Here is a 25081-nt window from a genome sequence, read left to right on the forward strand (position 1 = left end):
TTAGTTCGCTTAAGCTTGCTGGATATTTACCGAAATTGCATTTTCATCACGCATTTTTTTCTTTGCCATACGTTTAGTACGGTCAACCACATCACCCGCTAATTGACCGCAAGCTGCATCGATATCGTCCCCTCGAGTACGGCGTACAATACACGTAATACCGCCAGCTTGTAACACCTTAGAAAAACGGTCTATTCGACTGTTGCTTGAACGGGTGTATTCATTACCTGGGAAAGGGTTGAATGGGATCAAGTTAACCTTAGATGGCGTGCCTTTAAGCGTTTTAACCAGCGCGTGTGCTTGATCGGTGCTGTCGTTCACACCATTGAGCATAACGTATTCAATAGTGACATCTTTGTTGGCTTTAGAGCCATCAATGTAACGACGACAGGCAGCTAAAAACTCTTCAATTGGGTACTTTTTATTGATAGGCACTAACACATCTCGTAATGCGTTATCTGGCGCATGCAATGAAATTGCTAAAGCAACGTCGATTTTTTCTTTTAATAAATCAAGTGCAGGTACTACGCCTGACGTGCTTAACGTTACGCGGCGTTTAGATAAACCAAAACCCCAATCGTCCATCATCAGTTCCATTGCAGGAACTACATTTTTAACGTTAAGTAGTGGCTCACCCATGCCCATCATTACCACGTTAGTCACTGGGCGTTTTTCACTGTTGCCATCAAGGCCGATGTCTTTGGCTACGCGCCATACTTGGCCAATGATTTCTGACACTTTTAGGTTACGGTTAAAGCCTTGTTGTGCTGTTGAGCAAAAAGTACATTCAAGAGCGCAGCCAACTTGTGATGATACACATAAGGTTGCTCGCTCTTTTTCTGGGATCCACACGGCTTCAACTTCTTGGCCGCCATCAAGCACTAGCGCATATTTAATAGTGCCGTCACTTGCTTGTTGGCGTACTGAAATTTCTGGCGCGACAATTTCACATTCGTTTTTTAGTTTTTCTTTTAGTTTTTTATTAACGTTGCTCATGTCGTCGAAGTTATCGACACCAAAATGATAAATCCATTTCATCACCTGATCGCCACGAAATGGCTTTTCACCGAATGACACAAACAACTCGCGCATTGCATCTCGGTTTAAATCTAATAAGTTAATCTTTTTTTGCTCGGTCATGAAACAACCTCAATCAGTGACGGTGGTGATAAAATTTACGGGGATGAATTGTACACAATTCGACCAGTTTAGTCATTAGGTAAACATTGTTAATTGCTTAGCTAATCACTAAAAAAAGGGCCCGAAAGCCCTTTTTATTTTGCTTAACGCGTTCAAATTAACGAGTACGTGGGCAAAGCTCTTCGTCAGCGAAGAAGTACGCGATTTCGCGAGCAGCAGATTCAACAGCGTCAGAACCGTGAACAGCGTTTTCGTCGATGCTATCAGCGTAGTCTGCACGTAAAGTACCAGCTAGTGCTTCAGCAGGGTTAGTAGCACCCATGATTTCGCGGTTTTTAAGAACAGCGTTTTCGCCTTCAAGAACGGTAACCATTACTGGGCCAGATGTCATGAAAGAAACTAAAGCACCAAAGAAAGGACGCTCGCTGTGCTCAGCATAGAAACCTTCAGCTTTCTCTTGTGAAAGGTGAACCATTTTAGCTGCAACGATTTTAAGGCCAGCAGTTTCGAAACGGTTGTAGATAGCGCCAATGTGGTTTTTAGCTACTGCATCAGGTTTTACGATTGAGAAAGTACGCTCTAAAGCCATCTTTATGCTCCAATAATTTTTAAGTAAAAGTGTGAATATTAACGGGCGCGAATTATACGCGTTTTATAGCAAAATGCCTAGCGTTATTAAATACTCGAAAAATGACAATTAGACCATCGAAAAAAAACAAGGGAAAGATTTTAGTTTTCTGGTTTGATTCTGATGGCGCTTTGTTAATTGTTGTTACCATTTGTGCTGACTTGTTAATTTAAAGCTTGGTTGTTGCTGGGGATGGAAGTGTGTTGTATACATAATAGCTCCATAGGAATTTTTTCCTATTAAACAAGGATTCAATTAAAATGAAAAAGTTATTAGTAATTGCACTGTTAGCCGGTTTAATTGCAGCGTGCGGTTCAGACAACGAGGCTACATTAGAATGCCCGCCTACACCGATAGCGATTGATATAAACGAAATTGAAGTAGCAGTTAACAATGGTGAATATCAAGCAAATACTTTGATTTCTTACGACAAGATTAACGTATCATTTGAGGCCACAGGGACCAATGTTTATAGTTCCGGTGACGAATTTGATGAAAATAAAACTTATGCTGAAAACTGCATAACTTTGCCTGTAGTAATCCCAGCAAATAATAAATTAACCCAGCTTAATATTTATTCGTCTGCTGACTTTAATACTGACTTAGCTGCAGGGAGCAGTTTAAACAATGTGTTTAGCGTCATTGAATTTAATATTGAGAACCGCCAAGAAGCTGTAACAATTGCAAAAGTGCGAGAATTATTGCCGATTATGATGCAAAGGTACTTTAATTTTACGCTAAATACTGCGCCCGAATTTGAAAGCAGCCATGTGTTTTATATTGAAATTAGCCTAGACAACGGAAAGCAGTTTTTAATAGAGACCCCCGAGATTTTGCTTTCTAACTAATTTATATGCCCAAACCACCTCAAGATGCGAGTTTCAGTTGGAATTAAAAGTGATTTAGGCAAGGCATTGATTGCAAGTAATAGTGGTTCTATTGTTAAAATCAATAACGCAGTATAAATCGCTTTTAAACCAACCGTTTGGACGTTTCAAAGGCACTGACTCTCATCGTTATTATTTCTTAAAAGGGACTACCATTCTCGCAAAGTAACATCTTGATATTAAGTCCCTGTGAAACGCTGAATTCTGCATATTGAGGTGATTTAGATATACACCTCACGGTATGGTTAACATCTGAGCTGCAAAGGCTCACTTGCTATTGCAGCTCAGATAATTAAAAAAAGAATAAGACGGGTTTGATTGATTCTGATCAACACAAAGCTACCTTAAAGGCCATAGACTCTGGCGCTTCATTAAATCTTACTTTTCATGCAACTGGCTTGACCCCAGTTCGATGTATGGAGCGCGAATGTCGTCTACTATCCCCTCAAATACGTTTGTACCAGAGTTACTTTCTCCTGCTGGTAGTTTAAAAAATATGCGCTATGCGTTTGCCTATGGTGCTGATGCTGTTTATGCAGGCCAACCACGTTATAGCCTAAGAGTACGTAATAATGAGTTTGATCTTGATACCCTTAAAGTTGGGATTGATGAAGCCCATGCATTAAATAAAAAGTTTTATGTGGTATCCAATATTGCACCGCATAACGCTAAAGTTAAGTCGTATTTACGAGATATAGAGCCGGTAATTGCGATGGGGCCAGATGCCTTGATCATGTCTGATCCAGGATTAATAATGTTGGTACGTGAAAAGTGGCCTGATATGCCCATTCATTTATCAGTGCAAGCCAATGCAGTCAATTACGCTAGCGTAAAATTTTGGGCTAAGCATGGTATTGAGCGGGTTATATTATCGCGCGAGTTATCACTTGAAGAAATAAGCGAAATTCGCACACTGTGCCCTGAAACCGAGCTTGAGGTATTTGTGCATGGCGCGTTATGCATGGCGTATTCTGGACGTTGCCTGCTTTCTGGTTACATTAATAAACGCGATCCGAACCAAGGTACATGTACTAATGCCTGTCGTTGGGAATACGACGTTAAACCTGGCACTGAAAACGAAACCGGTGAAATGGTGCACAAAATAGACCCCAAAGCAGTAATACCAACACTGGGTGAAGGCGCACCAAGCAATGATGTTTTTATGCTTGAAGAACAAGGCCGCCCAGGTGAATACATGCCCGCGTTTGAAGATGAGCACGGCACTTACATCATGAATTCAAAAGATTTACGTGCAGTGCAATATGTTGAGCAATTAACAAAAATGGGCGTACACAGCCTTAAAATAGAAGGCCGTACTAAGTCATTTTATTACGTAGCCCGTACTGCACAGGTTTATCGTAAAGCAATTGACGATGCCGTTGCAGGTAAGCCGTTTGATGCTGATCTATTTAAAACACTTGAAAGCCTCGCACACCGTGGTTACACGGAAGGTTTTTTAAAGCGCCACGCCCATCAAGATTATCAAAACTACGAATACGGTCATTCAGTTTCTGATAAACAACAGTTTGTTGGAGAAGTGCTCGGCCGAGATGAAGATGGGTTAGTGCAGATTGACGTAAAAAATAAGTTTTGCGTTGGCCATTCATTAGAGCTGATGACACCGCTTGGTAATTTTAACTTCACGCTACAAGCGATGAAAAACAAAAAAGGCGAGGAAATTACTGATGCAAAAGGGTCTGGCCACGTTGTAAAAATACCACTGCCAGAAAGTATTGATTTAGAACACGCCATCTTAATGCGTAATCTTGATGAAAACCAAGATACCCGCAATCCGTTTAAAAAAGCCGTGGTTAGTGTTTAGGTTATAGCATTGCGGTTAAAATTAAAACCTCGGCGCTAGTAAAGTAAACGTCGAGGTTTTATAGATAGCTTAATACTATTAGCGACCAGTTAAATGCTTATTTATGGCGTACGTATTATCAAGTTGTTGCTCTATTAAGTTAATCGTTTGCTTATTCACGTTTAGCGCTTTAGCAGTGTCTTTAAAGTTGAAAATAATCTCTGATATCTCAGATATGATCACCTGTACCTGCTTCCAATTTGCATAACCGGCGGCAGAGGCCAGCTTTTGAATCGCTTTTAGTGGCGGGTTTTTTCCAAATCCAGCAAACGAAGTCGCATGCTCGTTAAAGGGATGGGGGCTAAAAGTGACATCATAAAAAGGTGCTAAATCCCACTCACCAGAATCTTCTTGTAAAAAAGCCCAGTTTTTACTGTGGTCGTCTTGGTTACAGCTAAATAAATTAAAAATCGCTCGACGAAATTGTAATTGCCCTGCGGCCGGCGATTTACATAAAACACGGCTCGCTTTAATTAAGTCCTCATAATCTAATGAAGGTGTGCGAAAATCAGCATCTAGCAAGCCACATGCACTATGCATATGTTTGCAGCCTATTTTATCACCGATTAATTTAAACCTATCGAATCGTTTTAAGGCAAGCCATTGTTTTGCACCGGTCCCTTCTGGGGCGGGGACCAGTAATCTCTGAGGAGGGTTTAATCCCGCTTGTTCAGCTAAATCCAAATACACAGCTTCACATAAGCCTTCCTCATGCCCTAAAGCGAGGTTTTTGGATGTGAATTTGATTAACCAAGCATCATCACCTGTTTTAGGTTTTGTTCTACATTCTTGTATATTATTGTCAGGAAAATAAATTTGGGCTTTAGGGCGTGCACCGCCGGAGCTACCAGCAGCCACTAACGCAGAAAGTACTTCTTCTGTTTGTCCGTCAAATATTGCTTGGGCTTGTTGGCCTAATGTAGCAAGACCAGCTTCATCGTCATTTGTGCCATCATAATGAGTTTCAGGTGTAAACGATAATGCTCCCATAGCCGAATAGCCGACAAAAGATAAGCGGTCCATTGCGGTAACAAAATTCGGCATTATATTATTTTGCCTGAATACACGGTCCTGTAGTAGTAACCCCCACCCATCAGGTAAACAATCAGAAAAGACCCCATGCAATCCATTATGTGGGCTTTTAGGTGCTAATTGAACATCTCTATTGAAGGCGAGTGAGAATGGCGAAAGGTTACCGTATGTCTCTAAATAACTTTGGTCGAACTGAAAGTAAACACCTTGCCTATTTTGTGCAAGTACACCCACCATTAACTCTGTTGAGTCTGACAGTGTACGTTTTACTTCTAGCTTTTCTATGGGGTTAAAGGCCATTGTTTAATACCTGTTCAATAGACGTTGGCGCATTCTTGCCTTGAGTTGGCGCTTTTGTTAATTCATATAAACGAGTCAAATCGTCGAGTGTTTGCCACAAAAGTAATAGCTGCCTGAATGAAATAAGTCCTGTAACTTCAAACTTTTTTATTGTGGATGCAGGTACTGTGCTTTTTTTAGCTAACGCTTCGCGTGACATTTTTGCTTTTTTGCGACGTTCTTTTAGGTGCTCAGCAAAAGCCAGCTGCACATCACCTTCGCTTAACAATAAATAATTGATAATAAACTCACTCGAATTAATTTGGACATTACTGTAGCTAAAAAGTAATATTTTTTATGTTAATGGACATTATAGTGTCTATTGTTTGATTGTAAAGATAATGGTGGCGCGAATTACCTATCACAATTTTTTGTTTGAGATCAATAAAGCAACAGAGAATAAAGTGCATAATTCGCGGCTGTAATTTTATGCTAGCAATATGCAATGAGGTTAAATAGTGGCTTTACTCATAAACAGTAAATGCATTAACTGTGACATGTGCGATCCCGAGTGTCCTAATGAAGCGATTTACATGGGCGCTAAAATTTATCAAATAGACCCAGATAAATGCACCGAATGCGTTGGCCACTACGATAAACCAACGTGTGTAAGTGTATGCCCCATCGATTGCATAAAACCCGACCCAGATCATCGTGAGAGTATCGATGAACTGGCTGAAAAATATGTCAGGTTAACGGGCTAACTGTTAGCGCAGGGTGCAGAAGTTAATCAGCATTGTGCGCTTTTCAACATGGATTTATTACCAACAACTCACTCTTCGTAATCACGCTTTTTAGACATGCCGCCAATGCCTGCATTCAAGGTGTTGGTTGGGTCTAAATTACGGTAATTATCAGCCAGAGCGGGTTTTGCATGGTAATGATGCCCCACGTTGTGTTCCGCTGGATATTCAGCGCCGCGTTGCTCTAATAGCTCAAGCAGGGCGGTTTTAACTGCTGCGCTGTCTTCTCCTTTTTTTACTAAATAATCTTGATGGAATACGTGGCATAAAAAGTGGCCGTAATAGAGCTTACTTATCAGTTTGTTGGTAATATGTGATGGTAGCTTTTCAAACCAATTGGTGTCGTTACGTTTTAAGGCAATATCCAGCGCGAGTATATCTTCTACTTGGTGGTGATTTATTTTGGCGTATTGCACAGCAGCGCCTGCGGCTGCAAAACGTAATAAGTAGGCCGATTTGGTCTCTTTTTCTGTGCATTCAAACAAAGCGACATTATGCACTTTTTGCACCTTTTCAATTAACGCCAATGTAGGTTGATGGGCGTCGCCTTTAACCGTCAAAATCAACTGATGCTGGTACTGTTCGTTCCACTCTTTTAGTCTGCTTGGCGTTTGGCTTGGGAATAGCTTGCTAAGGCGGTAAACGAGCTTATCGACGCTATTTCTGGGTAACAAAGGCAGTTTTTGGCAAACAGTATCTAACTGGCGCTTTATATTAAAAAACTTGGGCAGCCATTGAGTGCCGAGATTTTTTATTAGCAATACGGTGTCGCGGCCATAGTCATCAGCAAGTTCAAACATATCACGATGTAAATACTCAGCATAAACTGGCAGGCTGGTGGCTTTCTCCAATAATATTTTGCGTACAGCTTGCAATGCGCTGCTTGAGTTAGTGCCCAAATAAAACGTATGTTCAAGCTCATTTTTAGCAAAGGTGTCCACACGCACTGCAAATACCGCGAGTTTACCCGCACACCCACTGGCTTGATGTAAGCGCCTAGGATCTGCGTTAAAGCGAGCAGGTGTATCTTGATCTGTTTTTCTAACCCAGTCGGCGTAGTCGCGGTCGGATGCGTGTTTTGAGGTGGTTTTGATATCAGACTGAGTATAATTTTTATTTTGTAAGTTAGTGAGTATTTGCTCGGGCTTGGTGCCAAGCTCAATATCAAGGTTGTTAACTAAGCTGACTGTTCCATCGGCGTTTATTTGTGCATACAAGGCCAGTTCTGTGTAGGCTGGACCTCGCTCTACTAGTGCGCCACCAGAGTTATTGCAGACGCCGCCAACAATTGATGCGCCAATGCATGATGAACCGATGACTGAATGTGGTACGCGTCCAAACGGCGCTAATGCTTTTTCTAATGAGAATAAGCTAGCGCCAGGCAAGGCTATAATCTGCTGTTGCCGAGGGAGTACGTGAATGTCGGTTATGCGGTTGGTGTTAATGATAACAGTACTGCGGTCGCAGTTTTCAGTGGGTGTGGAGCCACCTGTTAATCCTGTGTTTGCTGCTTGCATAATCACGATTACACCCGCATTCACACAGGCTTGTAGTGTATTCCATTGTTGCAATAATGTCGCAGGCTTTACAACCGCAAGTGCCGGGCCATGGCCTTCTCTAAAGCCTTTACGGTAAGGGGCTGTTGCGCGTTCAGAGGTTAGTACATACCGTGCGCCCACGATTTCTTTTAACGAGGCAATAAGTGATAAGTGTGACATGTATGTTCTCTGATCAGTTTATAGCGGGTTTTATAGGAGAGTCTTTAAAGCGTGTTTTGCGTAGTGTTGCTCGAAGTTGTTCCTGCTGTAAAACCTGTTTTGCATCGATATCGTTAAGAGCCGCTGTCTCCTCACGCGTTATATCGCCATCAGCCACCAGCGATAAATAACGTGAGCAACAAACCCGCAAGAACGACGTAAAGTTGCCAATATCATGGTCAGCATCAAGTGATTCAAGGTATAACTTAGTGATCATTTGATTAACGCTCATTTGGTCACGAAACGCCACTTCAGCTAAAATATCCCAAAAGAACTCTTCGAGACGAATAGAGGTGACTACGCAATCAATGCGTAAAGATTTGGTACGACATGTCCATAATCGACTGTCAGCATTGATGAAAAGTTGGCACATATAATTAATCCTTTGATGCTGTGATGTTGGCTGCAATAACAGTATTGCTTATAACAATGCCACAAATTGCTTTAACATGGCAGGGTGGGCAGGCCATGCAGGCGCAGTGACTAATTGGCCGTCGGTTATTGCGCCGTCCATAGGTAGTTCAACATATTCTGCACCGGCCATTTTTACTTCAGGTTGGCATGCAGGGTAAGCAGATACTTTTTTCCCTTCAATAACACCAGCAGCTGTTAATAATTGCGGGCCATGGCAAATAGAGGCGATTGGTTTGTCTGCCTTGGCAAAATATTGGATGATTTCAATCACAGCAGGGTTTAAACGTAAATATTCAGGGGCACGGCCACCAGGTAAATACAAAGCATCGTAATCAGCGGCATTTACATTGGCGAACGTCGCGTTGAGTGCAAAGTTGTGACCACGTTTTTTGTATACCCAAACCACCGCAAGATGCGAGTTTCAGTTGGAATTAAAAGTGATTTAGACAAGGCATTGATTGCAAATAATAGTGGTTCTATTGTTAAAATCAATAACGCAGAACAAATCGCTTTTAAACCAACCCCTTGGGCGTTTCACAGGAACTTACTCTCATCGTTGTTAATTCTTAAAAGGGACTACCATTCTTGCAAAGTAACGCCTTGATATTAAGCCCCTGTGAAACGCTGAATTCTGCATCTTGAGGTGGCTTGGGTATATAGGTTTGATCGCCCTCAAAGTCATGGATTGAGGTTGCTATAGTATCACCGGCTTTTTTATCAGGGCATACAGCATCAACATCATGTCCCATTGCTAATAACGCTTGAAAAGGCACCATGTTTTCATAGTCTTCTACAAAGTCACCCGTGATCATAAGTACTTTAGCCATTTTATGCTCCGTTTTTGTGTGTAAATAAGCGTAGGGAAAGTATCCGACGTATTGTCGATTTCTAGTAAAACATACACAAATCGGGAACGGGTAATATGTCAATACTACACGTTTCATTAATACCGTGTTGAAATGACCACAGTGTGGGGGAGGCGATAATGGTTACAGTATGTCTTGTTGCCAACGTTGGGTTAAAAAGTCAATAAATGCTCGAACCAAATTTTGTTGGTAGTTACGTGATAAATAAACTGCCCATAAATGGTTACCAGGGGTAGAGTAGGTTGGAATTACTTTAACCAGTTGTTTTGTCTTTAAATATTCTTGTGCTAAATCACAAGGTAAATTAGCAATTCCCATCCCTCTGATTGCTGCCTTGCGTAATACCGTCATATCATTGGCGTTAATATTACCCTTTACGGTGACTTTTTCATCTGAATTGTCACCTAGAAAGTGCCATGTTGAATTGCCACTATGCAATAAGCAGTTATGCTGTAATAAATCTTGTGGAGTGGTTATTTTATTTGTACTTGCTAAATAGTCTGGGGATGCGCAAACAACTGTATTTATAAACATTAATTTGCGAGCTATGAGCTGCTCATCAGGCTGATGAGTGTAACGCAGGGCGATGTCTACTCGCTCATCCACTAATTGCGATAAGCTATCAGAGAGCACCAGTTGAAATGTCGTATTCGGGTGCATAGCGACAAACGCTTCAATTGCTTCAAATAATAAGTTTTGCCCAAGACCAATAGGCGCTGCGATTCTAATTGTTCCCACTAGCTCGTTATTGTGGCTATGGGCTCTACTTTGCAAATCCGATACGGTGCTGAGTAATTGTTTACAGTAGGTAAGCGCCTCTTCGCCTTGATTGGTTAAACTGACTTTACGTGTGGTGCGATGAAATAACCGCAAACTAAGCCACTGCTCAATATCTTGTACATGGCGGGTAACTTGTAAACGGCTAAGGTTTAGGTTGTCAGCTGCTTTTGTAAAGCTGCTACATCGTGCAACTTCAACAAAGCTTTGAATTGCAGTTATTTTATCCATTAGTAACTTAATGTGAATCAATTTGTATCTATAAGGTTTATTTATCATCAATTAGTATGCAAGTAAACTTGTTTTCAACAGCTGAGAACACTCCTCAGGTGATAAATACTTTTTTAAGGATACAGATATGAATATTACTATTTTAGGGGCTACAGGTTGGATTGGTGGTCACATTATGTCGCAAGCGAAAGAAAACGGCCACAATGTAACAGCGGTAGTGCGTGATGCAGGAAAAGTAACAGATGGTACGGCAGTGAAAGAGTTTGACTTACATTCGCAAAGTGACATTGCAGAGGTATTAGTTGGTGCAGATGTGGTGATTGCTTCAGTTGGTGGGCGTGCTGCTGGTAACCATGAGATAGTTTCCCGTACTGCTGAGCGTTTATTAGCGGCACTTTCTGGAACGAACACGCGACTATTGTGGGTTGGTGGTGCGGGCAGCTTAGAAGTGTCACCAGGCGTTACTTTAGTATCATCCCCCGATTTTCCTGCTGAATATAAAGATGAAGCATTAGCGCAGGGTGAGGCATTAAAGGTTTTCAGATCAACAAGCACAGCAACACCATGGACGTTTGTAAGCCCTGCAGCCGTTATTTACCCGGGCAAAAGTGAAGGTGCATATCGTATAGGTGGTGATGCATTTTTTACCAATGAGCAAGGTGAAAGTAAAATTTCGGTCACCGATTATGCCATTGCGATGCTAGATGAAGCGCAAAATACCGCGCATGTTAATCAACGTATTAGTGTGGCTTATTAAGGATTTTTCCATGGGCACTTAAATGTTATTATTAATCAATATTTGATCATTGAATGATATTTATGAGCCTACTTCTCTCACTTGCTTTAGCAAGTTTACCTGCCTTACCTGAGCCTGTTGCAAACAATGCTGTGGCAAAAGTGACAGTAAATGAGCAGCCTTACTTTTTAAGCTTTATGGGCTTAGGTGCAAAAAAAGATCACCACAGCGTGCATAATAAAGTATGGGCATTAAAGCTGGGTGAGCAACAATGGCAGAATAAACGCCCTGTTCCCAGTAGTTTAAAACCGACAGGGCGATTAGCTAGCACAGCCATCGGTATGGGGGAATACGCGTATATATTTGGTGGCTATACAGTAAGTAGTGACCATACAGAAATCTCAAGTCCTGATGTATATCGGTATGATGTTAAAAACGACAGTTACACTCAACTTGCCTCTATGCCGGTGCCTGTTGATGATAGTGTTGCGCTTAAATATAAACAGCGTTACATATACCTCCTTAGTGGTTGGCATAATGATGGAAATGTAAACCTTGTGCAGGTTTACGATACGCAAACAGATACGTGGCGACAAGCCTCGCCATTTTTAGGGGTGCCGGTGTTTGGCCAAGCGGCTGCAATCAGTGAGAATACAATTGTGATTTGTGATGGCGTAAAAACACAAGCTAATCCAGACAAACGACGCTCATTTGCAGCAGTTGCTCAGTGTTTAAAAGGCACGATAGATCACACTAATCCGCTTAAAATTGACTGGCGAACACTGCCTCACCCCACAGGTACCGCCCATTACCGTATGGCGGCAACGCACTTTAATGGGTTTATTTATATGTTGGGTGGTTCACCCAACCCGTATAATTACAATGGGATGGGATATAACGGTAAGCCTGCGCCTGCAAGTGCGCATGTATGGCGTTTTGATATCAAGGGTAATCGTTGGGAGATACTCTCTCCAATGGACACTGCGAGTATGGATCATCGCGGCCTATTAGAACACCAAGGTGTGTTATACATCGTGGGGGGTATGAACAACACTCAACAGGTTATCAATTCTGTGTCAGCATATACCGTAAGGGATTCACAATGAATACACTGTATATTACAGGGGCAGGGGTGAGTGCAGCCAGTGGCATCCCGACCTTTCGTGGTGAAGATGGCTTTTGGACTATTGGTAGTAAAAATTATACGCCAATGGAAATGGCAACAAGAGCAATGTATCAAAGTAACCCACGTGAGTTTCTAGCGTGGTATTACCATCGTTTTGCGACTTATCGTAACCATGGCCCTAATGAGGTGCATCATTGGCTGAGTGATAAAAACTTAATTACCCAAAATATTGATGGTTTGGACGGAAAAGCTGGGAATAAAGATTACATTGCTATTCATGGGCGGCTTGATCAAATGACGTTGTTTCATCATCAGGGTGATGAGGTAATACAACAAACGACCCCTTGGGATAACGTAGATGAAAGCCGTTTGCATGATTCATTGCTTGAGTTGTTTAAAATTGAAAACCACCAGCCTGTGATCAACCAATCATTAAAACCCTATGTGTTATTATTTGATGAGTTCTACACGGAGCTTTATCGCATCAGTGAGGCGCAACAACGTATGCTTGATGCTGATAAAATCGTATTTATGGGGACGTCGTTTAGTGTCAACATAACCCAAATGGCATTGGACATTGCACGTAGTAATGATATACCGATAGACATCGTCGATCCTGAGCCTACTCATGTTATGCATCCAAATGTGAGTTACAAGTCAATGACTGCATTGGCATACATACAAAATAACGGATAGTACAGGGGTTTAACTGAACACGCCAAAGCACTCACTTTTATCAATATTGGAGTGCTCGAGCGCTACGTTAATGAAAAAGTAAGCATCTGAGAAGCCTGTAAGGGCCTACTTAAATAAAATCCCTGTGCGATGTCGCACTCAAGCGTGTTGAGTAAATCAAGCTGCTCTTTGGTTTCAACGCCTTCTGCCACGACCTTAATCTCTAGGCTATGTGACATGGCAATCGCGGCTTTTACTAAATTAAAATCAGCCTTATCGTCGGTGATAGCACTAATGAAGCTGCGATCAATTTTTAATACATCAAACGAGTATTGGCGCAAATAACTTAAAGATGAATACCCTGTGCCAAAGTCATCCATTGACAATTTTATACCTAGTTCATCAATTTTTGTTAGTGCGTCACGTATAGAGTCTTGGCCATTCATTAATACTCCCTCGGTGATTTCTAATTCTAAATGCTCGTTTTTAACCTCGTATTTATGCAATGCATGCATGATTGTATTGACCAGTTCAGGATCCCTAAATTGGCACGGTGATAAATTAACTGCCATGGTGTAGTTTTGTTTATTCATGGCCTGCCACTCGTTTAAAAACTTTAGAGCTTGTTCAATAACAAACATACCCATAGGTATGATCAAACCTGTTTGCTCAGCAATCGGTATAAATTCTTCAGGGGTGATCGTACCCAGCTTTTCGTTATGCCAACGCAGTAATGCTTCAGCACCAATAATTTTGTTTGTTTTTACATTTATTTGGGGCTGGTAATAGACTTCAAGCTCATTTTTTTTAAGTGCGCTGCGCATGTGCACTTCTATTTCAAAACGGCGCTGCATAGTGGCATTCATTTGCGCTGTAAAAAATGAGAATGTATTTCGACCTTGCGCTTTTGCTTGATACATCGCTGTATCAGAATTGCGCAATAACATGGAGGCTGTTGTTCCATCTTTTGGTGAAATAGCAATGCCGATACTGAGTGTGAGTATTAATTCTCTACCCTCTATTTTAAATGGCTTTCTAAATGCGTTTAATAGTCGCTCAGCAATAGCCAAAGCATCATTATCGTTTTTTAAATTAGGGATCAAGACAATAAACTCATCACCACCTAATCGGCCTACCGTGTCGTTTTGTTTTAGGGTTTGTTGTAATCTGTGTGCCGTTTCTATTAATATTTTATCACCCACTTCATGCCCTAAAGAGTCATTTACTTTTTTGAAGTCGTCTAAATCTAAAAACAAAACAGCTGCTTTTTCATGTTTTTTTTGAATAGCCCCCAGTAACTGTGACAACCGGTCAAGGGATAAAAAACGATTAGGCAATGCGGTTAAGTGGTCAAAGTGCGCTTGACGACGAATGAGCTCTGCTGAGCGGTGTGGCTGGGTAATATCACGAATGATCATCATTATTTGGTTTGTTTTGGGCAGCAAGCGTACCCTCGCTTCGTAATAATAAATCCCATCAGGCATGCTTAAATCATATTCAAAACTGACCATGTCTCCAAGTGTGATTGCTTTTTCGATATGCAGGTCAAACATTTGTGCTACTTTTTCAGGTAGTACCTCAGCCATTTTCTTGCCAATAAACTGCGCAGGTGACACGTACAGGTCATTTTTATCACTTGCGTGGTAGTCGGTAATTGTACCGTCGTGCTCTAAAACAAAAAATAAGTCAGGGATGGCTTCAAATAGTGTTTGTAACATGGTGGCATTAAATGTCGCTTCGGCTTGTGCTTTATGCACTTCAGACAAATCAATATCAATGCAATACATTTGTTTGGTGTTGTATTCATTTGTTAGCATGACATGGCTTGAAAATACCGCAACATCACTGCCATCTTTATGAGTTAAGGTGAGTTCTGCAGCAGGAATTTCAATCCCTAGATTAACCCAGTCACTGTGTGCTTTTATAACCGGTTCTTGCATAGGCGCTGGAATAATCAAATCTTCGAGCTTTTTGTCCATCGCTTCTTGGCAAGTAAACCCATACAGTATTTCGCTGCCTTTGTTCCAATATATAACACGGCGTTGCTCATCATAGCCTTGCACCGAGATAGAATCGATAGCATCAAAAAGTTGATGTAACGTGTCGTTAGTCACATACTGAACAGGTGGCAAATTTTGGGTATTATGCAGAGCCATTAAGTGATGTCCTATCATTAAACTTAGCTACTTTATAGCATAGACAAAAAAAAGTGATTTATCATAGTCAGTTGTTTATACAAAGAAGGATTATGGAGCTCTCAGCTGACTGAATAGGTTAAAAATAAACGCAATAAGCTAGAGGGGGAAGTCAGTAGACTCTATATATAACCTACCGACTTTTTATGTTTTAAATATGAGCGCTACAAGCATGCTTCAGCAACTGCAAAGTATTGAGTACTTTTATTGTAGGTCGCATTGTTTTGGTCATCCTATTTTAGTTAAGCTAATCGTGTTTAGTTTAATCAAAACCAGCCTCGTCTTTCATTCATGTAACTCGTCATTATCGATACAGTTGGAATGGGTACACTGAGCCTAGCTTTAATATTTGCGTTAGTTCATCGAGTGCTTGCCTGCTTTCCAGTAATAAATTTGGATCAGCGAAGTCGTCACTACTGAGTCTATCGCGGTAGTTGTCGTTGGCCCATGCACACAGCTGGTGGTATTTATCATCCGTTAAGATGACCGCAGGGTTAACTGCTGCGAGTTCTTGTTGATTAAGTGCTACACGTAAACGCAAGCATGCTGGTCCGCCTCCGTTTTGCATGCTTTGTTTTAAATCAAAAAAGTGCACTTGATTAATCGGGTTCTCAGCTAAAATCATTTCATTAATAAAGGCATTGACGGCGCTATTATTTTGGCATTCTTGGGGGGCAACCAGAAGCATACTGCCGTTATTTAAACTCACCAGTTGGCTGTTAAACAGATAACTTGAAACGGCATCTTGGATACTCACTTTCGCGGTAGGCACCTCAATAATATGCAGGGTTTTTTCGCCTAAATAAGCACGTTTTATTTGCTCAATAGCGTGCGGCTGATTGATAAACGCTTGTTCATGGCACAGCAGCACATTCGCATTGCCAACGGCAATAACATCATTGTGGAATACACCTTGATCAATGACATCAGGGTTTTGCTGTAACAAAATTTGGCTTGTTGGCTTTAGCTCATGTAAGCGGCAAATCGCTTGCGAGGCCTCAAGGGTTTGACGTGCTGGAAACTTAACGGGCTTTGGTAACGCGCTATTAAAGGCGCTGGCGCCATAGACAAACATTTCAAGCCCTGTGCTGCCATGATCATCCGCTAAACGAGTGTGGTTCGCCGCGCCTTCATCACCAAAAAAACCTTGCTCAGGAAGATGAGTATGATGACTAAAGTGGGTGTCATTGTTGAACATGGCTTTTAATAAGCGAGTCGTTGTTACGGGCTCTAAAGAACGGTGAAATTTATTATTTAAATTTGCGGCAGTAAAATGTACTTTCCCATTGAGAGTATCAGCGGAGGGAGAAACGGTTGCAGCATTTGCTGTCCACATGGCTGACGCTGAATAGCATGCACGTAACAAAATTGGGTCAGCCTTAAAGGCTTTGGCTATCACCTCTGTGTCACTGCCGCTAAAACCGAGGTGGCGTAAAACATCCACATCGGGCCTTGCATGAGGTGCGAACACACCTTGGGTTAAGCCTAAGTCATGCATGGCTTTCATTTTAGCGAGGCCTTGCAGTACCGCCTCTTTAGGATTGGAATAACTGGCCGCATTATTCAGTGATGCGACATTACCGTATGATAACCCTGCGTAATTGTGAGTCGGGCCTACAAGGCCATCGAAATTTACTTCTACTGCTTTAATCATAATGAGACAACATATTTAGGTTTTTATAACTATAGTGAAAGTTATACGTTTTTGATCAATTTAAATTAGCTAATTCGAGCTCTACCGTTTGCAATGTTTGCTGTAAACGCTTTTGAGTGGCTATTAAATACGCTTTTTGTTTCGTATTTTTAGCTTGATGTTGTCGCAGTGCTTTATAAATGACCCGCTTAGGTAAATCGTATTGCTCAGCCGCTTCTGTAATCGTTAGTTGATAACCACTCAGTTTTTGCAGCACTTCATCCAGATGAGGGGCGTTATTTAACATATCGACGCTCCTTTTCGGCCGTGGTATGCGTGTCGTTTGCCTCATGGACATGCCAAACGCTTATGTCTAAGCGCCATAATAGATACAGAGTGTGGTAAAAGTTAGTCATAGCTCGTGCTCCCTGTAGACGAGGTGTGTAATTTCGCATGTTATGTAGCTAGGTTATGTCATTGCCTAGCCAGCCACCTTTTAAAAGGCTTATCCAAACTAATGAAAGATCCATGCCATCCGCCAAAATATTATTATTGCTTTTAAATCAATTGCTTATTTTTTAATAATAAACCTTAAAACTACAAAAGCACTAAAACAGTGAAATGTTTTAAGTGGATGCACTTTGCTGGCGCAACAAAGGGGGGTTAAAAAATGCACTGTTGAATTAAGTGTCAAATTGGCAAACAAGCTCGGTTAGGGTATTGTTTTATAATTAATTATATAAGTATGGAGAGTGTGTTTTTATGGCCTTTGGTGCCCGCTCGTTTACCAACATGTGTTGGGTGAAACTGTTTATTGCATTATTTCCCTCATCGCTCTTTGCGGCAGATGTGTATGAGCAATTTCCCGACAAGATTAAAAGTTCTCAAAAATATGTATTTTATTCTCATGGCCTGATTGTTGAAGGCACGAATCCTACGCCTGTGAATGCGCGTTGGGGAACATATGAGTTTCCGAGGATAAAAAAAGCTTTGGCTGACGCGGATTATAATTTGATTGCCTACCACAGGGCTAAAAATACCAAGCCTAAAGCGTTTGCCCAAAAGCTAGCAAGCGATGTTCGTTTGCTCATTGCACATGGCGTTCCTGCGAGTAATATCTCACTAATTGGGTTTTCTCGTGGTGGCGCAATTACAATCGAGACATCCCATTTGTTAGCGAATGAAAACGTTAACTTCATCATTTTGGCGGCGTGCGGTCGCTATTTACATAATCGGCCCAGCTTAACCATGCACGGTCATATTTTATCAATTTACGAAACATCGGACGAGGTGGGCTCATGCCAGTTTTTAGCTGATCGGAGTCAGCATATTAGGCGCTTTAATGAAATTGCGATAAGCACCGCAAAGGAGCACGGGGCTTTTTATACCCCTTTACCGCAGTGGATTGATCCTGTTAAAAAGTGGCTAAAAGAAGCAAATTAAGGAGCTGTTTTGCACATTAGAAAGTTAAATTCATTGCGGGGACTCGCTGCAATGATCGTTTTTATTACCCACTTTAGTGATATTACTCAGTGGTTTGATGGGGCATTAGGCGGTGGCTCTGGTGCATACGGTGTGATGCTCTTTTTTATGTTAAGTGGCTTTTTAATGTCGCACCTTTACTTACAAAAAACATTTAATAAAGACACCATAAAACACTACTTTTTGGCTCGCGTCGCAAGGGTCGTACCGTTGTATTTAGTGGTGGTCTTTGGCTCGTATATATTCACTTTGTTGGATCACCCCCTTTTGTATACTATTCCTGACGTTAATGTGCTGATGGGGCATGTTTTATTTTTGTACGGTGAGAGTGTGTTGTGGTCTATTGCACCGGAGATGCAGTTTTATTTTATTTTTATTATTTTTTGGGCGTGTGCAAAAAACCGTGTTGGGTATATTTATGTGGGTATTATAGCGGTAATGATTTTGTTATTTTTGACTAATTTCCCAAGGTTAAGCGGTGAGATTAATGGGATCCCGTACAATGTTTTTAACACAATTAGAAGCTTGCCTTTCTTTTTTGTCGGTGTGATTTTTGGCCTTCATTATTCAACATTAACAATACCCCGTTATTTGAAAAGCCATGGTTTTTTATTAACACTTTGCTTAATTCCGTTACTGTACCCTGCTTTTACACCCGTCTCGAGTGATGCCAAATATCGAATGTGGCTCAGTTATGAAGTACTTTTGGTGATGGCGAGTGTGTTTTTTGCCGTTGTATTTTTAGTGCCTGAAACAAATCGGCTCGTAGCAAATAGGCTCGGTGATTTACTGGGTAAAATTTCTTACTCATTGTATTTATTGCATATGCCAATCATTCTATTGGTCAATAAATTGAGTGTATCGGTGGAGCTCAAGTTATTCATTTCTTTGGTTGCAAGTATTATGGTCGCCTTTGTGTCGTACACCTATTTTGAAAAACCAGTGGCAAATCTAATTAGAAAAGGGAAAACTAAAAAAGCAATTGGTTAAGTATACACTCAATGCCTCAGCAGTTGAGGCATTGTTCATTGTTCTCAAAAGGGTTTATTTAAAAGCCTTCGAGTACAAGTTTTCCACGGGACTGATGAGACTCTAAAATAGTGTGCGCTTTAAAGAGGTTGTCTGCGTTAATTTTCCCTAAATGTTGGCCAAGCGTTGTTCTAATTACACCCTGATCAACGAGGCTTGCTAATTCAGTGAGTAACTGATGCTGCGCTATCATGTCATCGGTTTGATACATAGAGCGGGTGTACATAAATTCCCAATGTAGTGAAATACTCTTGCGCTTTAATTTTAAAATATCAAAGCGTGCAGGGTCATCAATTAAGGCGAGCTTACCTTGCGGCTTAATGACGTCAATAATTTCATCAAGATGCTGATCTGTATGCGTTAAGCTAATAACGTAGTCAAACTCATCTATATTTCGCTGAGTGCGCTGTTCATTTAAACTTTGCGAGTGATTAAGCACCTCGTCTACGCCTAAATTATTGAGCCAAGCAACACTTTCAGCGCGTGATGCTGTTGCCACAACGGTTAAGTTTGTAAGCTGTTTTGCCAACTGTACTAAAATAGAGCCGACGCCGCCTGCAGCACCAATGACTAAAAGGGATGCCGGTTTTGCAGACTGATTTTTTGGAACTTGAAGGCGGTCAAATAGCAGTTCCCACGCAGTAATACTTGTCAAAGGGAGTGCCGCGGCTTCTGGGTTACTCAAGGTGGTAGGGGCGCGTCCAACAATGCGCTCATCAACAAGTTGTAACTCGGCATTACTGCCTGGTCGTGTTAAATCACCGGCGTAGTAAACACGATCGCCCACGTTAAATAGGGCCACGTTATCGCCAACGGCTTTAATCGTGCCCACAGCATCCCAACCAATTACTTTATAGCCTTGTTCAGGAGATACATTCGCACGAATTTTTGTATCAACAGGGTTCACAGATATTGCTGAAACTTCAACCAATAGATCATGGCCATGTGCCTCAGGGATAGGCAGCTCAATCGCTTGAAAAGACTCAGCGGTGAGCGTTTTAGTGGCGTGTGTATAACCAAATGCTTTCATGTGTGCTCCGATAAGGTGGGGTTATGGCGTTACTATAACGCAGTTTTTACATTTAAAAAGCCCTGCTTAACAGAATGACATTCAAATATTATTGGCTAATTAAATCATTGTTTAATTTATCGAGTAAGGTGATTAGTTGCGTAGCTTCTTGCTCACTAATCGACGGGAACTTGCAGCGAATTTGCGCAGGAATATCGACTGCCCTTTGCTGTAATTCATGGCCTGCTTGTTGCAGCTTTATCAACCTTTTTCGCTTATCTTGGTCATCTTTTATAATTTCAACCAGCTGTTTGTCGGTCATCTTTTTTAAAATTTGCGTCATAGCACCACCATCAATCGCCGTTTTTTCAAGCAGTTCATGAATGCTAATCCCCTCTTTTTCCCACAGCGCCATCATGACAACATATTGCGGGTAAGTAAGATCAAGCGCGAGTAACGCCTCACGGTAAGTGCGAACAATCCCATTTGACGCCATGTATAAGCGATGACAGATTTGATTATCTAATTTTAATGGTGAAAATTTCATACTAACTCAATGCTTAAAGCCATACCTGCATTTTAATTTGTGTGCAAAGTATTTGCAATACTGGGTTTTTCGGTCTATTATTTTGCATGCAAAATAAATACATTAAATTTAAGAGGCATTCATGAAAGAATTACAAAGCGTAGCGTATACAGCAAAAGCAGTTGCAACCGGTGGACGTGAGGGTACGGCAAAATCAGATGACGGTCGTCTTGATGTTGCCTTATCAACACCAAAAGGTTTAGGGGGTGATGATGGTAAAGGCACGAACCCAGAACAACTATTTGCAGCAGGCTATGCTGCATGCTTTATTGGTGCATTAAGGCTTGTTGCAGGGCAAGCAAAAATAAAACTACCTACAGACACGCGTATTGATTCAGAAGTATCAATTGGTCCAATCGACGGTGGGTTTGGTATTGCCGTAAAACTTGCTGTGTTTGTTGGAGATATTGACAAAGAAACAGCCAATGCACTTGTTGCTAAAGCGCATGAGGTGTGCCCTTATTCTAATGCTACTCGCGGTAACATCGCCGTTGAACTTTCCGTTATTTAATTGACCAACGCATACCAACTTAGCAAAATGCTAGGTTGGTATGCGTTGATTTACACTATTTATTTCATTACTCTCATCGTTACAAAACAGCAATACACTTTGCACTTTAATCATGTTTTTTCAATAATATACTGTAACTTTTTATAATTAGACTAAACTCAAAAGAGGGGTTTATTTAAGGGTAGAGGAACAGGCGAATGCAGCAAATAGCATTATCTAAAAAATTACTATGGCTAACCGTAGGGAGTATTTTTACCACCGTTTTTGTATTATCGAGCATCTTGTGGTGGGAGTTATCAGTTAGTAATAAAGATTTATCTGCTGAGTCTAAAAAGCTCATTGTTGCTGAAGTAGAAGAAAAGCTGGTCGCCAATGCATCATCGTATGGCGAGCGGATTGCTGGGTTTATTAATGAATCATACCGCGTGCCTTTTTCATTCGCGGCAATACTAGGCGATGAGAAAGCAGCAAACACATTAAGTCGCGAGTCTGTGGTACAGCTAAATCAATCGCTTTTAGAAAAAAACACCAATATCTCCTCTATCTATTCTCAATTTGAAGCCAATGGTTTTGATGGTAATGATGATCAATACCTGACGGGGTTTAAGCACTCTGTTGCAGGCGCCGGAACGCTCGAAGTGTATTTTACGCGCAGCCGAGATGGCGTAATCGAGCAACAAGTCGTTGAAGATATAAACGAAAAGTATATATCCACGCTAAACGAGTTTGGCCAGCGAGAAGCAGAATGGTACTTGTGTGCAAAAGATTCGAAACGCCCGTGCATCATGGAGCCTTATTTATACGAAATTTCGCCAGGCAATTCTGAAATGATGACCTCACTTGTTGTGCCAGTAATGCGAAATGGCCGATTCATCGGAATTACAGGGGTTGATTTAACGTTGCCGGTTTTTCAAACCATGACTGAGCAGTTGTCAAAAGAGTTATATAACGGCAAAGCAAGAGTGACGTTACTGAGTTCATTAGATTTGATTGTTGGCAGTAGTCATTACAAAGATAAATTAGGCCGCCCTTTAAAAGAGGCGACCTCTTCGAGTTTAGCAAACAGCTATGATCGTCTGAAAAAAGACAGTGGCATTCATACAGTTAATGGTGACTACTTAGTTAATTATCCAATTTCAATAAGATTAGCAGAGAAACAGTGGAACTTATTAATCGAGGTGCCCGCTGAGCTAGCATTAATGGGTCCGCAAGCACTTGCAAACACAATGGATGAAAATGCCAATACACTCGGCGGTATTATATTAATCACCGGCATTATTATCGCCGCTGTTGCTTTTATCATTATGACCATTGTGATTAAAAGTGTTATTGCTCCCCTGCAACAGATTCAAACGCGGGTGGACAACTTAGCAAGCTCAGAGGGGGATTTAACGCAAACACTCAGTGTGGAATCGCATGCAGAGTTAATTGCGTTAGCCGATGGCTTTAACGCCTTCTTGGCTAAGCTGCGTCACTTGATAGCTCAACTCAAAGATGTGTCTGGTCAAACTAAGCTACAGGCACAAACCGCAGCGCATGTTGCTGTTGATACTAAGCAAAACGTACAAGCGCAGTTTCAAGAAATTGAAAGTGTAGTCACCGCGATGAATCAAATGAGTGCAACAGCACTCGAGGTGGCAAGGGCGTCAGAGCAATCTGCGCAGCAAGCTGATGAAATCAACTCATTAGTAAACAGCAGTGAGTCTAGTTTATCGTCTGCGGTCACCCAAGTGAAAACCATGTCTGATGAGATTAAGCAAGCCAATCAAGCCGTAGAGAAAGTCGCCGCACGCAGTAATGATATTACACAAATATTAGACGTTATACGTACAATTGCAGAGCAAACAAATTTGCTCGCTCTTAATGCTGCAATAGAGGCCGCTCGTGCTGGGGAGCAAGGAAGAGGGTTTGCTGTTGTGGCCGATGAGGTCAGGGCGCTTGCATCAAAAACCCGTGCTTCAACCGATGATATCAGCGGTTTAATAGACAGCCTGCAACTTGAAGTGGGTAATGCTTCAACAGTAATTGAAAAGGGCGTTGTTAGAGCGCAAACGGCTGTGGATGAAACCACCGTCGCATTTGATGCACTACACAGTGTAGTGACTAAAGTCGAAGAAATTACAGGTCAAATCACACAAATAGCCACTGCCGCTGAACAGCAAAGTTCTGTCACAGAAGAGATCAACCGTAATCTTACTTTGATCTCCGATGCGGCCTCTCAATTGGCAGAGTTATCAACGCAAGCAGGCGATGGTAGCCAAATGTTAAATCAATTAGTTGCCCAGCAAGATGACGAATTGAATAAGTTAAAAACCTGATAAACTATTTAAGCGCTGTTATACCAAGCGAGTGGATAGGTATAATAGCGCTATTGTGTTCTGAAAAGCAGCGATGAATAACGACTCAAGCACGTGTCATACCTTCCAAAACACCAATTAAAGCAACAGCAAATCCTCTTTTATATTTTATGTAGAATCGAAGTAACCGATTGAATCAAAATAGGAACTCGGCTATGGTTAATGCATCAATAAAAATAAATTTAAAACGAGTTAATCTACAGGCTCGTTATGTTACAGACCTAGGATAGGTGTAAATTAAAAGTTATGGATGAAATCCCAACATCAAAATGGATAAGAAGTCTTGAAGCTTTCCTTGAACTTTGTTTTAAACTTTTAGGTATTTATATTGTTTACTTTGCTATTAATTGGCTAGGTAAAGATCTTTTCGGTTCGGACTTTAGGCAAGATACTTTATTAAGTCTACTCCTGTTACCCGCTATCTATGTTTTACGTGACTTACTCATAATTTTTGAGCCCTTTTTTGCAGTTGTTAAAAAGTCTGAATCACAAGTTACGGTAAAGAGCGGTATAACTCCGAGAGTAATAGACACACTTAACATAGCTAGCGTGGACAACATCGAAATTGTTAAAACACCATTAGGTTATTGCTTTAATTACGCATCTATCAGGTTATATGGTCGCGGTGGTTCTGTTGATATGCCGTATGTCATAAATGCAGAAGAAGTTAGTAAAACAATTAACATTAGTGTTAACTAGCAACATAACAAGAGACTATGGCGTCAATAGGTAATTTTAGAGTGATTGGTTCAGACATCAGTTATTTTTAAAGGTATGGCAAACGATTGGGGTATATAAGGCCTTCTTTTCTTTTAAAAAAAGGCGGAATATGACCGTCAATAAGGGCATGAATAAATTGATCTTGCATGGTCAAACGAAAGTGAATGCATTTACTTCATTCTGCGGCAACTGTATTGCCTTGTTCATAACATAGAAAAGCTGCAAAACAGGCTGCATTAAAAAAGGGGAGCTTTTTTAAGCCGAAATATAGCGACTCAAGTACCTGTAATTCCCTCTAAAACAGCCATTAAAACAACCGCACATTCTCTTTTTAAATTTTATGTAAA

General features: G+C 41.2%; 24 protein-coding genes and 1 pseudogene. 11 read left to right on the forward strand and 14 right to left on the reverse strand.

Translation table 11 applies throughout. The features are described 5' to 3' along the window. Positions 1 to 9: 9 nt before the first annotated feature. Positions 10 to 1140 (reverse strand): bifunctional tRNA (adenosine(37)-C2)-methyltransferase TrmG/ribosomal RNA large subunit methyltransferase RlmN, encoded by a 1131-nt coding sequence (locus ATS75_RS16495; protein WP_058561517.1) that lies wholly within the window; start codon positions 1138 to 1140, stop codon positions 10 to 12. 157 nt (positions 1141 to 1297) lie between these two features. Next, a complete protein-coding gene (gene ndk, locus ATS75_RS16500) occupies positions 1298 to 1729 on the reverse strand; it encodes a nucleoside-diphosphate kinase (protein WP_008111339.1) in 432 nt (143 codons plus the stop codon). A gap of 299 nt (positions 1730 to 2028) precedes the next feature. On the opposite strand from ndk, the gene ATS75_RS16505 reads away from it, so the two are divergent. Both ATS75_RS16505 and yegQ read left to right on the forward strand, forming a co-directional pair. Next, on the forward strand, positions 2029 to 2616 hold the full coding sequence (locus ATS75_RS16505; protein WP_058561518.1) for a hypothetical protein: 588 nt from the start codon (positions 2029 to 2031) through the stop codon (positions 2614 to 2616). A gap of 466 nt (positions 2617 to 3082) precedes the next feature. Beyond that, the gene (gene yegQ, locus ATS75_RS16510) at positions 3083 to 4477 is read left to right on the forward strand and encodes a tRNA 5-hydroxyuridine modification protein YegQ (RefSeq protein WP_058561519.1); all 1395 of its coding nucleotides are present in this window, start codon (positions 3083 to 3085) and stop codon (positions 4475 to 4477) included. 78 nt (positions 4478 to 4555) lie between these two features. On the opposite strand, the gene ATS75_RS16515 is transcribed toward yegQ, so the two are convergent. Together ATS75_RS16515 and ATS75_RS16520 are read right to left on the reverse strand one after the other, a co-directional pair. Further along, on the reverse strand, positions 4556 to 5848 hold the full coding sequence (locus tag ATS75_RS16515) for a type II toxin-antitoxin system HipA family toxin (RefSeq protein ID WP_058561520.1): 1293 nt from the start codon (positions 5846 to 5848) through the stop codon (positions 4556 to 4558). Then, on the reverse strand, positions 5838 to 6128 hold the full coding sequence (locus ATS75_RS16520) for a helix-turn-helix domain-containing protein (protein WP_058561521.1): 291 nt from the start codon (positions 6126 to 6128) through the stop codon (positions 5838 to 5840). Before ATS75_RS16520 ends, ATS75_RS16515 begins: the two co-directional genes overlap by 11 nt. 217 nt (positions 6129 to 6345) lie before the next feature. On the opposite strand from ATS75_RS16520, the gene ATS75_RS16525 reads away from it, so the two are divergent. Further along, positions 6346 to 6591 carry a YfhL family 4Fe-4S dicluster ferredoxin gene (locus ATS75_RS16525; protein ID WP_058561522.1) on the forward strand — a complete coding sequence of 82 codons (246 nt, stop codon included), beginning with the start codon at positions 6346 to 6348 and terminating at the stop codon, positions 6589 to 6591. A gap of 68 nt (positions 6592 to 6659) precedes the next feature. On the opposite strand, the gene dld is transcribed toward ATS75_RS16525, so the two are convergent. From dld to ATS75_RS16550, 5 genes and pseudogenes are all read right to left on the reverse strand, one after another. Continuing rightward, a complete protein-coding gene (gene dld, locus ATS75_RS16530; protein WP_058561523.1) occupies positions 6660 to 8348 on the reverse strand; it encodes a D-lactate dehydrogenase in 1689 nt (562 codons plus the stop codon). A 13-nt stretch (positions 8349 to 8361) separates the two neighbouring features. Beyond that, positions 8362 to 8760 (reverse strand): ribbon-helix-helix domain-containing protein, encoded by a 399-nt coding sequence (locus ATS75_RS16535; RefSeq protein WP_058561524.1) that lies wholly within the window; start codon positions 8758 to 8760, stop codon positions 8362 to 8364. Positions 8761 to 8808: 48 nt separating this feature from the next. Then, a pseudogene (locus ATS75_RS16540) lies at positions 8809 to 9192 on the reverse strand (DJ-1/PfpI/YhbO family deglycase/protease); the annotation flags it as partial. A 175-nt stretch (positions 9193 to 9367) separates the two neighbouring features. After that, positions 9368 to 9628 (reverse strand): hypothetical protein, encoded by a 261-nt coding sequence (locus ATS75_RS16545; RefSeq protein ID WP_414858294.1) that lies wholly within the window; start codon positions 9626 to 9628, stop codon positions 9368 to 9370. A gap of 162 nt (positions 9629 to 9790) precedes the next feature. After that, positions 9791 to 10675, reverse strand: a complete 885-nt coding sequence (locus ATS75_RS16550) for a LysR family transcriptional regulator (RefSeq protein WP_058561525.1) — start codon at positions 10673 to 10675, stop codon at positions 9791 to 9793. 127 nt (positions 10676 to 10802) lie between these two features. On the opposite strand from ATS75_RS16550, the gene ATS75_RS16555 reads away from it, so the two are divergent. The 3 genes from ATS75_RS16555 to ATS75_RS16565 all read left to right on the forward strand — a co-directional run bounded on the left by ATS75_RS16555 (position 10803) and on the right by ATS75_RS16565 (position 13233). Then, a complete protein-coding gene (locus ATS75_RS16555) occupies positions 10803 to 11432 on the forward strand; it encodes an NAD(P)-dependent oxidoreductase (RefSeq protein ID WP_058561526.1) in 630 nt (209 codons plus the stop codon). A gap of 62 nt (positions 11433 to 11494) precedes the next feature. Continuing rightward, positions 11495 to 12517 (forward strand): Kelch repeat-containing protein, encoded by a 1023-nt coding sequence (locus tag ATS75_RS16560; protein ID WP_058561527.1) that lies wholly within the window; start codon positions 11495 to 11497, stop codon positions 12515 to 12517. Beyond that, the gene (locus tag ATS75_RS16565; protein ID WP_058561528.1) at positions 12514 to 13233 is read left to right on the forward strand and encodes an SIR2 family NAD-dependent protein deacylase; all 720 of its coding nucleotides are present in this window, start codon (positions 12514 to 12516) and stop codon (positions 13231 to 13233) included. Before ATS75_RS16560 ends, ATS75_RS16565 begins: the two co-directional genes overlap by 4 nt. A gap of 62 nt (positions 13234 to 13295) precedes the next feature. Here the strand turns inward: ATS75_RS16565 and ATS75_RS16570 are convergent, their stop codons facing one another. The 3 genes from ATS75_RS16570 to ATS75_RS16580 all read right to left on the reverse strand — a co-directional run bounded on the left by ATS75_RS16570 (position 13296) and on the right by ATS75_RS16580 (position 17347). Further along, entirely contained in the window at positions 13296 to 15368 is a 2073-nt protein-coding gene (locus tag ATS75_RS16570; RefSeq protein ID WP_058561529.1) for an EAL domain-containing protein, read from the reverse strand. A gap of 343 nt (positions 15369 to 15711) precedes the next feature. Then, positions 15712 to 17058 carry an N-succinylarginine dihydrolase gene (gene astB, locus ATS75_RS16575; protein ID WP_058561618.1) on the reverse strand — a complete coding sequence of 449 codons (1347 nt, stop codon included), beginning with the start codon at positions 17056 to 17058 and terminating at the stop codon, positions 15712 to 15714. A gap of 58 nt (positions 17059 to 17116) precedes the next feature. After that, on the reverse strand, positions 17117 to 17347 hold the full coding sequence (locus ATS75_RS16580) for a hypothetical protein (RefSeq protein ID WP_058561530.1): 231 nt from the start codon (positions 17345 to 17347) through the stop codon (positions 17117 to 17119). 455 nt (positions 17348 to 17802) lie between these two features. Between ATS75_RS16580 and ATS75_RS16585 the strand changes: the two genes are divergently transcribed. Together ATS75_RS16585 and ATS75_RS16590 are read left to right on the forward strand one after the other, a co-directional pair. Continuing rightward, on the forward strand, positions 17803 to 18483 hold the full coding sequence (locus ATS75_RS16585; RefSeq protein WP_235591198.1) for an alpha/beta hydrolase: 681 nt from the start codon (positions 17803 to 17805) through the stop codon (positions 18481 to 18483). 9 nt (positions 18484 to 18492) lie between these two features. Then, complete coding sequence (locus tag ATS75_RS16590; protein ID WP_058561531.1) at positions 18493 to 19512, forward strand: acyltransferase family protein; 1020 nt, start codon at positions 18493 to 18495, stop codon at positions 19510 to 19512. Between the two features lie 58 nt (positions 19513 to 19570). Here ATS75_RS16590 and ATS75_RS16595 read toward each other — a convergent pair whose 3' ends face one another. Together ATS75_RS16595 and ATS75_RS16600 are read right to left on the reverse strand one after the other, a co-directional pair. Further along, positions 19571 to 20581 (reverse strand): zinc-binding alcohol dehydrogenase family protein, encoded by a 1011-nt coding sequence (locus ATS75_RS16595; RefSeq protein WP_058561532.1) that lies wholly within the window; start codon positions 20579 to 20581, stop codon positions 19571 to 19573. A gap of 88 nt (positions 20582 to 20669) precedes the next feature. Beyond that, on the reverse strand, positions 20670 to 21107 hold the full coding sequence (locus ATS75_RS16600) for a MarR family winged helix-turn-helix transcriptional regulator (protein ID WP_058561533.1): 438 nt from the start codon (positions 21105 to 21107) through the stop codon (positions 20670 to 20672). A gap of 121 nt (positions 21108 to 21228) precedes the next feature. Between ATS75_RS16600 and ATS75_RS16605 the strand changes: the two genes are divergently transcribed. From ATS75_RS16605 to ATS75_RS16615, 3 genes are all read left to right on the forward strand, one after another. After that, a complete protein-coding gene (locus ATS75_RS16605; RefSeq protein WP_058561534.1) occupies positions 21229 to 21657 on the forward strand; it encodes an organic hydroperoxide resistance protein in 429 nt (142 codons plus the stop codon). 197 nt (positions 21658 to 21854) lie between these two features. After that, on the forward strand, positions 21855 to 23975 hold the full coding sequence (locus tag ATS75_RS16610; RefSeq protein WP_058561535.1) for a methyl-accepting chemotaxis protein: 2121 nt from the start codon (positions 21855 to 21857) through the stop codon (positions 23973 to 23975). 285 nt (positions 23976 to 24260) lie between these two features. Then, positions 24261 to 24713 (forward strand): PH domain-containing protein, encoded by a 453-nt coding sequence (locus ATS75_RS16615; RefSeq protein WP_058561536.1) that lies wholly within the window; start codon positions 24261 to 24263, stop codon positions 24711 to 24713. Positions 24714 to 25081: the final 368 nt, after the last annotated feature.

The organism is Pseudoalteromonas sp. H105 (genome assembly GCF_001469215.1).
Lineage (GTDB): Bacteria > Pseudomonadota > Gammaproteobacteria > Enterobacterales > Alteromonadaceae > Pseudoalteromonas.

Coding starts and splice junctions, on each gene's coding strand:
- ATS75_RS16495 (WP_058561517.1), bottom strand. CDS start 1,140: ATGACCGAGCAAAAAAAGATTAACTTATTAGATTTAAACCGAGATGCA.
- ndk (WP_008111339.1), bottom strand. CDS start 1,729: ATGGCTTTAGAGCGTACTTTCTCAATCGTAAAACCTGATGCAGTAGCT.
- ATS75_RS16505 (WP_058561518.1), top strand. CDS start 2,029: ATGAAAAAGTTATTAGTAATTGCACTGTTAGCCGGTTTAATTGCAGCG.
- yegQ (WP_058561519.1), top strand. CDS start 3,083: ATGTCGTCTACTATCCCCTCAAATACGTTTGTACCAGAGTTACTTTCT.
- ATS75_RS16515 (WP_058561520.1), bottom strand. CDS start 5,848: ATGGCCTTTAACCCCATAGAAAAGCTAGAAGTAAAACGTACACTGTCA.
- dld (WP_058561523.1), bottom strand. CDS start 8,348: ATGTCACACTTATCACTTATTGCCTCGTTAAAAGAAATCGTGGGCGCA.
- ATS75_RS16535 (WP_058561524.1), bottom strand. CDS start 8,760: ATGTGCCAACTTTTCATCAATGCTGACAGTCGATTATGGACATGTCGT.
- ATS75_RS16545 (WP_414858294.1), bottom strand. CDS start 9,628: ATGGCTAAAGTACTTATGATCACGGGTGACTTTGTAGAAGACTATGAA.
- ATS75_RS16550 (WP_058561525.1), bottom strand. CDS start 10,675: ATGGATAAAATAACTGCAATTCAAAGCTTTGTTGAAGTTGCACGATGT.
- ATS75_RS16555 (WP_058561526.1), top strand. CDS start 10,803: ATGAATATTACTATTTTAGGGGCTACAGGTTGGATTGGTGGTCACATT.
- ATS75_RS16560 (WP_058561527.1), top strand. CDS start 11,495: ATGAGCCTACTTCTCTCACTTGCTTTAGCAAGTTTACCTGCCTTACCT.
- ATS75_RS16565 (WP_058561528.1), top strand. CDS start 12,514: ATGAATACACTGTATATTACAGGGGCAGGGGTGAGTGCAGCCAGTGGC.
- ATS75_RS16570 (WP_058561529.1), bottom strand. CDS start 15,368: ATGGCTCTGCATAATACCCAAAATTTGCCACCTGTTCAGTATGTGACT.
- ATS75_RS16580 (WP_058561530.1), bottom strand. CDS start 17,347: ATGTTAAATAACGCCCCTCATCTGGATGAAGTGCTGCAAAAACTGAGT.
- ATS75_RS16585 (WP_235591198.1), top strand. CDS start 17,803: ATGGCCTTTGGTGCCCGCTCGTTTACCAACATGTGTTGGGTGAAACTG.
- ATS75_RS16595 (WP_058561532.1), bottom strand. CDS start 20,581: ATGAAAGCATTTGGTTATACACACGCCACTAAAACGCTCACCGCTGAG.
- ATS75_RS16600 (WP_058561533.1), bottom strand. CDS start 21,107: ATGAAATTTTCACCATTAAAATTAGATAATCAAATCTGTCATCGCTTA.
- ATS75_RS16605 (WP_058561534.1), top strand. CDS start 21,229: ATGAAAGAATTACAAAGCGTAGCGTATACAGCAAAAGCAGTTGCAACC.
- ATS75_RS16610 (WP_058561535.1), top strand. CDS start 21,855: ATGCAGCAAATAGCATTATCTAAAAAATTACTATGGCTAACCGTAGGG.
- ATS75_RS16615 (WP_058561536.1), top strand. CDS start 24,261: ATGGATGAAATCCCAACATCAAAATGGATAAGAAGTCTTGAAGCTTTC.